Consider the following 11,867-nt stretch of genomic DNA (forward strand, 5'->3'; position numbering starts at 1 on the left):
CAAGATAACCAGGAAAACGCCCCCTGATTGTCGACGGTCAATCCCCTCGTAACAAGGCCTCAACGGCAGACTCCGCGTTTAACCAATCGTCCAGCTCGGTGCCCTGGACAAATCCCCGCTGTTCGGCCAAATAGTAGGCCGCCTCGGCGATCATGCGTTCTCGCTCAGTCGGTGTAACAATCGTCAAAGGCTTCTTAGAGCGCGCCCCTGACCGACCTCGTTTCACCGTCGATTGCTTCGCTGCCGTACGCTCCGTAACAGTTGATTCTTTGGAACGTGATCGCGTCGACACCTTGGCAGGGGATTTGGCGCCCCCCTTGCCTGACGAACCGGACGTTTTGCTTTTTGTCGACGCAGAATTGTCTGCCGCAGCCTTGCTTGACCGCTTTTTAACGGAACGCTGTACCGTGACGGGAGGACGCTCTTTGGATGTCATAACGACGTACCTTTAAGTATTGACAACACCTTACCGGTATCAGATGAAACACGCGTGAACGCTTCGCGCTCTCGCTCCCTCGTTGCGACGCCAAATAACCTACCTCTGTGATTAGTGCGAAAAGAGATGCACGTCAACTCTTGTGTGCACACGAACCCAGACAAATCCGCGCGGACGAAACACCGGATTGGAAAGCTGCTATGCTGATGACGGAATACAATTGAAGCTCAGTGGGATAAACGCCATGCCGGAAATCAGCATGATTCTCATCCTGGTAGCCATTGCTTTACTGATCGTTTTGGAAATTGCTTCCGACCGGGAGATGGACCCCGACGACTACCCCTCGCTGGACGAACTGGACATCGACCCGAGTTGGGACAACGATCGCTACCGACGTATTCTCGGCTGGTTCGAGAAGGACAAGAATGATCGGTAGCACAGCCAGCAACCTTTTCGATAGTGATCAATCAGCAATCCCAGTGTATTTGGAGCACTGACCAAACAAGTTCTGATCCATCATGTTGCGAAGCACATTCTCGTTAACGACACCGATGATTCCATGAACAAACCCTCCCATAAACGAACGCGTTTCGTCGGACGACTATTCACGTTGGTGGGGGTGTTACTGATCTTGCTGATTGTCGGCCTGCCCACGTGGTTCGCATCGACACACCTCTACTGGGGCGAAGCGCTCACCCCTGGTGCCTACGACTACCCAGCCAATGCCGCCTCCGGCTGTCCGTCGGGCCCGCGTGATGGCAATGCCGGCGTCTTCCGCGATCAACGCACCGAACAGGGATTTCGATATACCGTCAAGACGCCCACCAACTATGATCCCAACCAGGCCCACCCGCTTGTGGTGGTGTACGCCCCCAGCGGATTGAGCGCGAGCCTGTCCGAAAGGATGGTGGGACTGACGCGAGAGGCTACGCGCGCCGGCTTCATTATCGCCTGGGCCGGTAGCGGCCGTATGAGCATCTCCGCAGTCCAGGAGTTCAGTACCATTCCAAAGCAAATCAGTGAGAAATGGTGCATCGATATGCGAAGGGTTTACCTAACTGGCCACTCAGACGGTGGAACCATCGCAAGCGCCATCGCATTTATGGAAGAAACACGCCATATCCCTGCCGCGATCGCCCCTAGCGCGGCCGGAATCCGATCCGGTGATTTAAAGGCCTACTCCTGCCCGGATCCGCTATCGGTCATGGTCATGCACAACGAGAAAGATCGTTTGTTTCCAAGCTTCGGCGAGAGTGCGGCACGGTGGTGGGCGAACTGCAGCGGTTGCCAGCAGGAACCGATCCCCAGCGACGTCGACGGTTGTGTCGTTTTCCCGGATTGTCGCAACGACGTTCAGACATGGTTTTGCCAGTCGCCGGGTGGGCATATGAAATGGCCGGATCGGAACAGAGAAATCATACGGTTTTTCTCAGCTGCGGAACGAGACTTGAGTTCATCCAACTGACATTGCTGAGAGAGAGCGGCGTGAGAACCCGGGGGCGGCATCATCAGCCGTCTTGGCCGCCCAAACGCTGCCCCAAACCAAACGATAAAAAAGCAAAACGCCAGACTTCCGCAGAGAAATCTGGCGCATAATCACTATAGGGACTTGAGCAGAAACTCAAGAGCGGCGCATTGCCCTGGACATCAGAAATGCGAATAACCCACCCGCCAAAACAAGGATTACCACCACCGGCACAATAAACCGAGAGATGGGGAACAATCCCACTGCGAAGGGGAAAACCGAGGGAGGAATTGCACCAGCATCCGGAGAGGTCGCCGTCACGATCCCGATATAGCGGCCTTCTTCTGTGAACGAGAAATCCAGTGAAATCGTTCCGGTCGGATATCTCTTGGGCGGCGCATAAAAGATCGTGGCCGCTTCGATATCCTGCTGGGTTCCAAGGTCCGCCAAGGTGGCCGTATTGCCGATCTCGTTAACGTCCTTGATGATTCGAAAATCGACTTCCATATTTCGTAACTCGTCACTCATGAAATCGAGTACGAAAATCGCGTGGCCGACAATAGGAATATCTTCGCAGAACTCCTGTGTCGCCCGCTTCTCCGGCTGATAACCGGTAAAGTGTGCCCGGTATGACCCAATCCTCATCACGCAAAGGTCATCTTCCACAGATACCCCACCGTGGCCCCAAGCAACAGACTGGCCGAGAAGTAGGATCGTGAGTGCAATGGATAAAAACCGGACGTAAAAAGCGAGTCGGAGTTTATGCCTGTTCATTCGAATTGCCAACCGTCTTGGTTTAATCAAAATCAGATATCGAACCGACTTAACGCCTGTGGTTCTCTACCCGAACATCCCTTCCAAAAAAAGCGTGGTCATTCAATTCAAATGCCACGCCCAGACATTGCTGCCTCTATCTAGACTAAGGGTAATCCTGGAGAACCTCCCTGTACCTCGGAAGGTTCCCCAGGAACCGTTACTTACAGGAAGGTAGGTAACATCGCCCCGCCGATTTCCTGATAGTAACGTCGTCCTTCCGAATCATAGAAGAACAACATACCAGCGAAACGGCTATCCGGCTCGTAAAGCAAGCTGGTCAGACGATAAGTTTCCCACAACGCATCTTCCGCATAAACCGTGATGGTTCGGGTCTCGCCGGGTTGAATAGGCGGATCGTCCACCCTCAGACCGTTAGAAGCTACCAAATCGTGTTTGTCTTGAGGCTTAACATCTAACAACTCGGGATTGATGAACCGGATGTTGGCGGTAGAAAACTCGCCAACTTGAATCGGGTTATCGGTCCGGTTGGTAACGGTCAGCTGAATCTGGAAACTCCGACCCGGAATGCGGTAGCGAGCATCGCCCACTTCCACATCGATCAACTGAACCGGCTCGGGCAAGGGTTCAACTTCGACTTTACCCGTCTGCAGCGGCGTTGTGATGGGATACTGGTAACTTGACCACATATACCCGCCTGCAATGAGGACCATAACCCCACCAAAGAACAGGAAGGAAACGATCATATCGGGGATCGTAATCAGCTTATTGGCATCATCCCCCAGCTCTTCGACCTGGATATAGCGCGGCATAATCACCGGCATTTTCCGGAACCACCAAGCAATCCAGGCAATACCGATGATGAACCACAAGATGTTCCAACGAATGATCGTGGCCATACCATAGGTTTCCAGATCGATGGTATCGCCGGTTAACGTGGTAATGGAATTCTCGAAATCCGCTTGAGTACCACCCACTGTGACCCAATAGGCTGGACCGATCACAGGGCCCGCCGATTCGATGCTGACCACGGGGTGAACGTGATACTCACCCGGCGCCCGGGCCTTTAGCTTGATTTCGAACTCATAGGTTTTACCCAGTTCGAATCGTGTGGAACGGATCATGGGAACGCCGTTGACGCGGGAATCCAAGCGCACAAACGCAGGACCAGGCACGCCGATGTTAAGGAAGGACGCTTCCTCAATCGATGCGATATGTTCGGGCCACCAAACGGACGGTACGAATTTACCCTTCACGGTGACAATATCGTTAACCTTCACCTCGCGCGGATAAACGTCAACGTCGAACCAGTTAATAGTCCGCATACGCAAACTGGCTTGTTGCGCCCGCTCGCCGTGCGCGTAGACCGTTGCGACGGGCAACTGCATCAGCACAATCAACAACCCAAGCAAGGCCAAACGCCCTGCCGATAATCTTTTTTCCATCGTATTACCCAACCAATCCATTTATTTCAAACCGATAGGCGCTCGTGCGTGGACAAGCAACTGATTGATCCCTTGCCTGCCACGCAAACAGCTCCTTGTCGGATCAACTCCTAAGCCTCGTCAACAGCCGTTCAGACAAGCCGTCGCAACCAACCCGTCCGGGTCAACAACGAGCCGATCCAAACCCACAGATAGTAATTGAGCAAGGTAATGAACCCGGCGAATACCGCGGTCAACGGCGCGACCGCCTCACCGAACGTTCTGAGAGTTGATTCTTCAATGATACGGACGTACTCCGGAATTGCGGTCCGGATATACTGATATCCCATCAGGTCACCGACGGTCACCATCACGCCGTGATATTCAACCGGAACGTGAAACGGCGCCATGGTCACCCAGTTCAGCGGGTAAATCACAATGGCAAACAAGAACGCGCCAACCAGGCCTGCCAAGAAAAAGCTTCGGCCCATCAGCAGGGTGGTGTCGATCAGAATTGCCATTCCAATGAAAGTCGACGGCGAAACAAAATTCATCGGGAAGTTGGCGAAAATATGGAAGTTCATGTAGCGGCTAATCCATACCCCCAACATGTATCCCACCACAATAGCGGTCGCACCGATGGGAAGCCGGAATCGCTTCCAAAAGAAGTAGCTAAAAATGGCACAGGGAATCACCAACGAAAACGGCGTCACCAAAGGCCACCAACGGCGATCGCGCCAATCTTGCCAATAGTCCCAGTCTCCGACCGTCAAGGCGATCAAAAACACCGTCACACCGCCGATCAAAATCGTAAAGATCGGAATCATCGTGTAGTCGATGTTCTTCCAAGCCTGAAGCTGTTCGCTTCGCGTTTTGATAGCCGAACGAACGGGTCGCGCGTCTTCCCGTTCCTCCGAATCTTTCCCGTAGACCCCACCAACCGAACTCATAGTTTTGCCGCCTCCCTAAAACGACTCATGAAGTAACGCATCCGATATACCCATGCTTAGTACGCATAGACCGAACACAACGCCTCGTGATAAGCGAGGCCGTCAACCAGGTAATCAGATGTCCCAACTGACTACCGCATAGAAAACGTTTGTATTTAGATTCAACGTTCAGTGCCGATAAAACGGCGTCCTCGGCTACCGGTTGCTGACTGCAATGGCTTCGAACCGACACGCCGATCACATCATTTAATGAACGGTCGTTGACTAAAGTCAGCACTGTCTCCAGTAAACTTCTGTTTACGAACCCGACCGCCAAATCGAGGAACGTTGCAGTGGACTCAGCCGCCCGGATTCCGGGGAATCACTCACGATATATGTATCGATTTAAGCGCCCGTTCGTAAATTCCGGTCGACAAACAATCTAAAATCAACTCAGCAAGGCGAAGTGCCAGTGCTCCCCCTCGACCTGAAGTGAGCCCGGTATGTTACTCCACTCCCTCTCCGATGCACAACACCAACTAAACGACTGGTATGGCACCGGGATCACAACACTTCTATACACAGCGTGCTGACAACACCTATGCCACCCCCCCTTTCATCGCGACTGTAAAGGGTTCGCCGCCGACCGCCCTTGTGCAGGCCGTTAATACTAAGTATAGGCTTCAAGATGTTGCAAACACTTAAACAGATCGAATTGACATAGATCAACCACTCCCCGCAGGGGCCCGTCGTCGATCAGAAATACCAACGTACGCCGAGGTCCAACTGGTGCGCGCGCCAGTCGAATTCCACCTCGGTCGGCAGCGCCCACTCGAATGTGGCATCGCGTATCCCGGAGAAACGGTAACCCGCGAAGATCTCGGCCTGAATGCTTACGGGATAAGCAGCACCAACCATGAGCTGATAGGCAAAAACCCCGTCCGACGCATCGACGGCGGAGAATCCGCCAATGGCCAATTCGGCGTCCACCTGACTCCAGCCGAGCCCAGCGCCCACATACGGCTTCAACGACCAATCGCGCAGAGGAATATCGAGGTAGACGTTGCCCATTGCAAATGCCAAGGCCACATCACCAGCCGCGCCGCCGACGTAATCCAACGGAACTTGCAACACACGGCCGCCGTCGATTGTGTTGCGAACATAGCGCAATTCACCTTCAACCCTTAAACGATCGTTAAACCGGGCACCGAAAGCGGCCGAGGCGCCAAACCCCGGATTGAGATCGGTCTTGATATCGGTGTCGATAACGGTGGGAATCGCCAATAAACGAGCAATTGAATCGGTATCGATAACGTCCCATGTCGAGTCCGAAGCCCATACCGCCGAGCCCTGAGCCGCAACGTAGTAGTCCGCGGCCTGTGCCGAGCGACCCAAAAACGCAACCAAAACAGAGACCCCACATACCCCCAATTTTTTATGAAAACGGGCCAAATCCATGCGTACATCCTTCCGTTCGTTAGATTTAAAAATGCAATCTGCGCAACGATTTCAAATACGGGTCGGGCGTGATCTACCGCACTCGCTCACCCTGCAACCAAACGCCCAGCGGGCGAGTCTCCAACGCATCCGGCGTTCCGGCGATAACGTCTTCCAACCAGCCGACCGCGTTCCAACGACCGCCGTTGCGCGGCAATAGCACAAAGTTGGCCTCTTTGCCGACGTTCAATTGCCCTATCTTTGACTGCCACCCCAAGCAGCGAGCGCCCGCCAGTGTACTCCGATAAAGCGCCTCTTCGGCACGAACTTGAACCCCCGCGCTGCGGTGCTGGGTCAAAAAACGCTGTATCACGTGGAGCATGCTATGACTCGGTCCCGCGCCCACATCGCTCCCCAGCGCCCAAGGAATGCTCAATCGCCGGACGGCTTCCAAGTCCATACGACCGCTACCCAGGGCTTCGTTACTACTGGGACAATGTGCGATCCAACTCTGACGAGCCTGGATACAACGCAACTCCCGCTCAGAAAGATGAATGCAATGCCCAAGCACCGAACGGCGACCGAGCAGTCCAGCCCGATCATAGACATCGGTGTAATCCACAGCTTCAGGAAACTGTTTGTTCACAGCAGTAACTTCGGCAGGAGATTCCGCCAAATGCGTTTGGACGTAATAGCCTTCTCGACACGCCAGTTCGCCCAACGCCGCCAAAAGCCCGGCGTCCAGGTTTAAAGCAAACCGGGGGGTCAGCACGTAATGATCCGGGCCGATCTCAGCGGCCAAAGCCGCGATGTGGGCGATATCTGTCTGACTTGAGTCGATCAGTTCGGCGGGCGCCTGCCTCGCCATGATGACGTTCCCGATGCGCCAACGGCCAACCGCTTCGGCAAGCGCAATATGTAGCGCTGCCGGATGCGGACTGGAATAGGCCATGCCTGCCAATGTTCCGGCGGTTAACAAGTCGTCAAAAAACTCCTGGGCACGGCGCCGAGCCAAGACCGGATCAACGAAAGTGATTTCCTCCGGCCATATGGAATCGCTCAGCCACGGCATCAGCTCACCGCGAAAGCGCCCCCGCACATGATGCTGAACCCAATGAATATGAACGTCGACAAAACCCGGAACAACGACCCCGTCGAGAGGGATGACCTCTGGCGCCTCCAGCGCCGCATAGTCGTCAATGGAGCCCATCGCGCGAATCACGCCCCGCTCCACCAACAATCCTGCATCTTCAATAACTTGCCACTGATCCTCGCTTACCGGGTTTACGACAGTGGCTCGAAAAAGCTGCTGGGCCATTTGTGCGGTCTCTAATGAATGAGGAATCCGAGGTCGTCAGACCTTGAGCACGCTGACTCCAACCCTATCATCCGGCCATCCTCAACAGGTACTCCTGGTGAAGATTCGTTCGCGGAAAATCGGGTCGTGGATATAATGGCCGGCTTAAGCACGCTGTGACGACGAAGACATAACCAATAACAGGGATGTCACAAGACACAAGGGAAAAACAGAGGAGATAACGACACAATGGCCAAGCTCATCGCAGCGGCATACGGAATTTTTGCATACGTATTGTTCCTGCTGGTTTTTGTTTACTTCATCCTATTCGTCGGGGATTTGTGGGTCCCCAAGACGGTGAGCTCCGGCGAACCGGGCGGTTTGACCGGAATGGCCGTGGACGTCTTGCTTCTCGCCCTTTTCGGTATCCAACACAGCGTCATGGCTCGCCCGGGTTTCAAGCGCTGGTGGACTCGGCTGGTACCGGAATCCATAGAGCGAAGCACCTACGTACTGATCTCGAGCGTACTACTGGGCGCCATCGTGTTTTTTTGGCAGCCCATCGAAGGCGTCATCTGGGAATTCGAGAACAACATAGCCTACGGGTTGATCTACGGGCTATTCGGCCTGGGGTGGTTGATCGCGACGCTATCCACATTCCTCACGGACCATTTTGATTTGTTCGGGTTGCGTCAGGTCTACCTAAATCTGGTGAAAAAATCCTATACGCCCGTCGAATTTCGGATGAGTTTCCTGTATCGGATGGTCCGTCACCCCATGATGCTGGGAATGCTAATCGGTCTGTGGGCGACGCCCGTACTGACGGCTGGCCACCTGCTGCTCGCTTTGGGATTGACCGTTTACATCGTCATTGGCATACAGTACGAAGAACGTGACCTGATGCGCACGCTGGGCGAAGACTACCGCACCTACCGGGAAAGCACGCCTATGCTTCTGCCACGCGGGCCTCGCGTTGACAAACAAGCGACGACGCGGAAAAACCGACCCACCTGATCCCGAGCGACACTAGACGGGGAGCTGCAAAGCTCCCTATTATTGACCTTCCACCCCACCCCGGGCGGGGTGGATCACAACCAGCCTTGAAGGAACACATCATGATCAAACTGAAAATCGAAGGAATGACTTGCGGCCACTGTGCCAAAGCGGTGGAAAACGCCCTGAAGGCCGTACCAGGCGTAAAGCGAGTCATCGAAGTGGATGTCACTAAAGGCGAGGCCGTCATCGAAGGCGATGCGAAAACCGAAGCACTTATCGCCGCGGTAACCGAAGAGGGATATGAGGCGGAACTCGTATGAGCTCGGTGGGTAAAACCGAGACCATGCAACTGGCACCGGACGCGAGAGAAGACGCCCGGCGCCGCTTGCTGTCAATCCGCGGACACGTAGACGGAATCCTGAGAATGCTCGAAAAACCGGACACTTACTGTGTCGAGGTGCTGAAGCAAATCCGCGCGGTCGATGGCGCGTTGGATAAAGTCAGCGAAATCGTCCTACAAAGCCACTTGGCCCATCACGTGATCAATGCCCGCCAGCGCGGCGACGATGACCGAATCGTGGCAGAGCTCATGGAATTATTTAAATACCGCTAGCTGCACTCCCAACGAAAGGCCTCCACGAACCGGACCGCCCTCATATAAGGCAAAAGGCGCATCATGACTGAACAAAGCATCGAGTTCGCGATAGAAGGCATGAGCTGTGCCGCATGCGTAAGACGGGTCGAACGTGCGATCGAAAACGTCTCTGGCGTCCAAGATGCCGCCGTCAATCTCAGTACGGAACGCGCCAATGTGCGCTTCGAAGACAAAGAAGCACAGGCCATCGACATCATCAAGGCAGTAGAAAACAACGGGTATCACGTCAAAGAACGCGAAGAGGAGCTAAGAATCGAGGGGATGACCTGCGCAGGTTGCGTGCGCCGCGTCGAAAAGGCGTTAAGCAAGCTTCCCGGCGTTCTTGATGTCAACGTCAACCTCGCGACGGAAAGAGCGCGCGTGCGCTACCTTCCGGCAACCGTCAACCTGGGGCGCATCAAAAAGGCGGGGCGAGATGCCGGTTACGAGGTGGCGGCCCTGGAAAGCGGCGCCACCGTCGAAGGCCCCACCGAGCAACAAAAGATCCGCAACGCCCTCTTCTTCGCCGCCAGCTTCACCGTGCCGTTGTTCATAATCGCTATGGGACGAATGTCTCCCGGGCTGGGAACTGCGATGCATGAACTGCTTTCAGAAAAAGTCTGGATGGGCCTGGAGTTCTTCTTAGCCACCCCCGTCCTGTTCTGGAGCGGACGGCGGTTCTTCGAAACTGGCTGGGCCGAACTCCGACACCTCAACCCCGGCATGAATAGCCTCGTCATGATCGGATCCACTGCCGCATACGGCTACTCGGTACTGGCGCTGTTCGCGTCGGGCATATTCCCGCCGGGCACGGCCACCAGCTACTTCGAGGCAACAGGTGTCATTATCACGCTGATATTGCTGGGCCGTTATCTCGAATCCATTGCCAAAGGCCGAACCTCTGAAGCCATCCAACGGCTGTTGCGACTCCAACCCAATACCGCCACTGTTCTGAAAGACGGTCAGCCGCGAACGGTCCCGATCGAAGCCGTGATCACCGGCGACCAGATCCTACTCCGACCGGGCGAGCGGATCCCGGTCGATGGAATGGTGCTGGATGGACAGAGCTACGTCGACGAATCAATGGTCACCGGCGAGCCGATTCCCGTGGAAAAACGCCGCGACAGCGAAGTCATTGGCGGCACCATCAACAAGCTCGGCGCACTGACCATAGAAGCGACCCGCGTCGGAGCGGATACCGTGCTCAGTCAAATCATCCGGATGGTGGAAAATGCCCAGGCCGACAAACCGCCCATCCAGCAGTTGGCGGATAGAATCGCCGGCGTATTCGTCCCCATCGTGATCTTGGTGGCGGCGATCACGTTCGGCCTATGGTTGGCTCTGGGACCGGACCCCTCGCTCAGTTTTGCCTTTGTCGCCAGCGTCAGCGTGCTGCTCATCGCCTGCCCTTGCGCCATGGGCTTGGCGACACCGACGGCGGTGATGGTCGGCACTGGCAAGGCGGCGGATATGGGCATTCTTTTTCGTCGAGGCGCCGCGTTGGAAAGCTTGGCTCAAGTCGACGTGATCGTGTTCGACAAAACCGGCACGCTGACGCTCGGCCGCCCCGAACTCACTGACTTTCAGACACTGCGTAATCGCGACGATGCTCTAACAATGGTGGCGGCGGTTGAAAGCCAAAGCGAGCACCCCGTCGCCGAGGCTATTGTGCGGGCAGCACAGGGCAAAAACGTCAGCATCAAAAGCGCCCAAAACTTCCAGGCGGTTCCGGGCCAAGGCGTCGAGGCCGAGGTCGACGGCCAGCGCGTACGGGTGGGCACGGAACGTTATATGGCTGCATCTGGAATTACGCTCAGCGAGCTGAAATCCGTTGGCGATCAGTTTGCTGCGCAAGGAAAAAGCCCTGTTTATGCTGCGGCCGATCAACAGCCTCTGGCCGTAATGGCGGTGGCGGATCCCATGAAACCCACCACCCCCCCGGCCATTCAACAACTTAAAGAGACCGGTCTTCAACTGGCCATACTGACGGGCGACAATCAACAAACCGCTCGATCGATTAGCGAGCAACTGGGTATTGACGAAGTGATTGCGGAAGTGATGCCTGACCAAAAAGCGAGCAAAATCCGTCAGCTACAACAAACTGGAAAGTGCGTAGCTTTTGTCGGCGATGGCATCAACGATGCGCCGGCGCTCGCGCAAGCCGATGTCGGTATCGCGATCGGTACCGGAACCGATATTGCAATCGAATCGGGTGATGTGGTCTTAATGAGTGGCGAGCTCACTGGCATCGTGCACGCCATCAAGTTATCCCGCCGGAGTAACCGGACGATTCGCCTGAACTTCCTTTGGGCCTATGGTTATAACGTCGCGCTGATCCCGATCGCCGCCGGCTTGCTTTATCCGCTAACCGGCTGGTTACTGAACCCCATGATTGCCGCAGGCGCCATGAGCGTCTCAAGCATATTTGTATTGTTCAACTCTCTTCGCCTGCGCCGGTTCACCGTTGGATCAACG

Annotated in this window: 12 protein-coding genes; 6 read left to right on the forward strand and 6 right to left on the reverse strand. The window is 55.2% G+C overall.

The window, feature by feature from the left end:
• Positions 1-37: 37 nt before the first annotated feature.
• Positions 38-187 carry a DUF2934 domain-containing protein gene (locus SVU69_11410; protein ID MDY6943601.1) on the reverse strand — a complete coding sequence of 50 codons (150 nt, stop codon included), beginning with the start codon at positions 185-187 and terminating at the stop codon, positions 38-40.
• A 493-nt stretch (positions 188-680) separates the two neighbouring features.
• Here SVU69_11410 and SVU69_11415 point away from each other — a divergent pair, with 493 nt between their 5' ends.
• Together SVU69_11415 and SVU69_11420 are read left to right on the forward strand one after the other, a co-directional pair.
• Positions 681-872 carry a hypothetical protein gene (locus SVU69_11415; protein ID MDY6943602.1) on the forward strand — a complete coding sequence of 64 codons (192 nt, stop codon included), beginning with the start codon at positions 681-683 and terminating at the stop codon, positions 870-872.
• Positions 873-995: 123 nt separating this feature from the next.
• Positions 996-1,901: a poly(3-hydroxybutyrate) depolymerase gene (locus SVU69_11420; protein MDY6943603.1), complete on the forward strand. Its 906-nt coding sequence runs from the start codon at positions 996-998 to the stop codon at positions 1,899-1,901.
• Between the two features lie 156 nt (positions 1,902-2,057).
• Here the strand turns inward: SVU69_11420 and SVU69_11425 are convergent, their stop codons facing one another.
• The 5 genes from SVU69_11425 to SVU69_11445 all read right to left on the reverse strand — a co-directional run bounded on the left by SVU69_11425 (position 2,058) and on the right by SVU69_11445 (position 7,783).
• Positions 2,058-2,687, reverse strand: a complete 630-nt coding sequence (locus tag SVU69_11425; protein MDY6943604.1) for a hypothetical protein — start codon at positions 2,685-2,687, stop codon at positions 2,058-2,060.
• Positions 2,688-2,878: 191 nt separating this feature from the next.
• Entirely contained in the window at positions 2,879-4,120 is a 1,242-nt protein-coding gene (gene amoB, locus SVU69_11430) for a bacterial ammonia monooxygenase, subunit AmoB (GenBank protein ID MDY6943605.1), read from the reverse strand.
• A 131-nt stretch (positions 4,121-4,251) separates the two neighbouring features.
• On the reverse strand, positions 4,252-5,049 hold the full coding sequence (locus SVU69_11435) for a methane monooxygenase/ammonia monooxygenase subunit A (protein ID MDY6943606.1): 798 nt from the start codon (positions 5,047-5,049) through the stop codon (positions 4,252-4,254).
• Positions 5,050-5,784: 735 nt separating this feature from the next.
• Positions 5,785-6,486 (reverse strand): outer membrane beta-barrel protein, encoded by a 702-nt coding sequence (locus SVU69_11440; GenBank protein MDY6943607.1) that lies wholly within the window; start codon positions 6,484-6,486, stop codon positions 5,785-5,787.
• A gap of 73 nt (positions 6,487-6,559) precedes the next feature.
• Entirely contained in the window at positions 6,560-7,783 is a 1,224-nt protein-coding gene (locus SVU69_11445) for an amidohydrolase family protein (protein MDY6943608.1), read from the reverse strand.
• Between the two features lie 228 nt (positions 7,784-8,011).
• On the opposite strand from SVU69_11445, the gene SVU69_11450 reads away from it, so the two are divergent.
• From SVU69_11450 to SVU69_11465, 4 genes are all read left to right on the forward strand, one after another.
• Positions 8,012-8,776, forward strand: coding sequence for an NnrU family protein (locus SVU69_11450; GenBank protein MDY6943609.1), 765 nt, complete (start codon positions 8,012-8,014; stop codon positions 8,774-8,776).
• A 101-nt stretch (positions 8,777-8,877) separates the two neighbouring features.
• Positions 8,878-9,078, forward strand: a complete 201-nt coding sequence (locus SVU69_11455) for a cation transporter (protein MDY6943610.1) — start codon at positions 8,878-8,880, stop codon at positions 9,076-9,078.
• Entirely contained in the window at positions 9,075-9,371 is a 297-nt protein-coding gene (locus SVU69_11460; protein MDY6943611.1) for a metal-sensitive transcriptional regulator, read from the forward strand. Before SVU69_11455 ends, SVU69_11460 begins: the two co-directional genes overlap by 4 nt.
• 63 nt (positions 9,372-9,434) lie before the next feature.
• Positions 9,435-11,867: heavy metal translocating P-type ATPase (locus SVU69_11465; GenBank protein ID MDY6943612.1), on the forward strand; the 2,433-nt coding region annotated here is incomplete at its 3' end.

Source organism: Pseudomonadota bacterium, from assembly GCA_034189865.1.
GTDB lineage: Bacteria > Pseudomonadota > Gammaproteobacteria > UBA5335 > UBA5335 > JAXHTV01.

Bases quoted from the DNA above. Each gene is read 5' to 3' on its own strand.
- SVU69_11415 (MDY6943602.1), top strand. From the start codon at position 681: ATGCCGGAAATCAGCATGATTCTCATCCTGGTAGCCATTGCTTTACTG.
- SVU69_11420 (MDY6943603.1), top strand. From the start codon at position 996: ATGAACAAACCCTCCCATAAACGAACGCGTTTCGTCGGACGACTATTC.
- amoB (MDY6943605.1), bottom strand. From the start codon at position 4,120: ATGGAAAAAAGATTATCGGCAGGGCGTTTGGCCTTGCTTGGGTTGTTG.
- SVU69_11435 (MDY6943606.1), bottom strand. From the start codon at position 5,049: ATGAGTTCGGTTGGTGGGGTCTACGGGAAAGATTCGGAGGAACGGGAA.
- SVU69_11440 (MDY6943607.1), bottom strand. From the start codon at position 6,486: ATGGATTTGGCCCGTTTTCATAAAAAATTGGGGGTATGTGGGGTCTCT.
- SVU69_11445 (MDY6943608.1), bottom strand. From the start codon at position 7,783: ATGGCCCAGCAGCTTTTTCGAGCCACTGTCGTAAACCCGGTAAGCGAG.
- SVU69_11450 (MDY6943609.1), top strand. From the start codon at position 8,012: ATGGCCAAGCTCATCGCAGCGGCATACGGAATTTTTGCATACGTATTG.
- SVU69_11455 (MDY6943610.1), top strand. From the start codon at position 8,878: ATGATCAAACTGAAAATCGAAGGAATGACTTGCGGCCACTGTGCCAAA.
- SVU69_11460 (MDY6943611.1), top strand. From the start codon at position 9,075: ATGAGCTCGGTGGGTAAAACCGAGACCATGCAACTGGCACCGGACGCG.